This window comes from Autumnicola musiva, from assembly GCF_031846585.1.
GTDB lineage: Bacteria > Bacteroidota > Bacteroidia > Flavobacteriales > Flavobacteriaceae > Autumnicola > Autumnicola musiva.
On the sequence record NZ_JAVRHK010000086.1, the window covers coordinates 1 to 461 of the forward strand.

Annotated in this window: 1 protein-coding gene; it reads left to right on the forward strand. The window is 38.6% G+C overall.

Going from position 1 to position 461, the window contains the following annotated elements:
• Nucleotides 1–19: 19 nt before the first annotated feature.
• Complete coding sequence (gene tnpA, locus RM539_RS19965; RefSeq protein ID WP_311505177.1) at nt 20–454, forward strand: IS200/IS605 family transposase; 435 nt, start codon at nt 20–22, stop codon at nt 452–454.
• Nucleotides 455–461 lie beyond the last annotated feature (7 nt).

Below are 461 nucleotides of genomic sequence, written 5' to 3' on the forward strand. Positions count from 1 at the left end.
AAAAACTTACCTTTGTTTAATGTCAGAACAAAGATCAAATGGACATAGCGTTTCGCAACTTACCGCGCATCTAGTTTGGAGCACAAAATACAGATATCCTGTTTTAACGGGTGATATTAAGCTACGTTGCCGTAAGCTGCTAATACAAATTTGTGAAGCAGAGGATGTGGAAATATTAAAAGGTGTCATCTCCAAAGATCACGTTCATATGCACATAGATTATCGTCCCTCGCAAAACATTAGCGATTTGGTCAAGAAGTTTAAGGGTAGAAGTTCAAGGAAGCTTCAACAGGAATTTCCTGAATTAAAAAAGCGGTATTGGGGTCGGCATTTTTGGGCTATCGGATATGGATGTTGGAGTACTGGAAATATTACGGATGAGATGGTAAATGAATATCTAGAGCACCATAGAAAACCAGACGATAGGGGAGGCACAAACTTTATTATTGAGTAATGTCCAT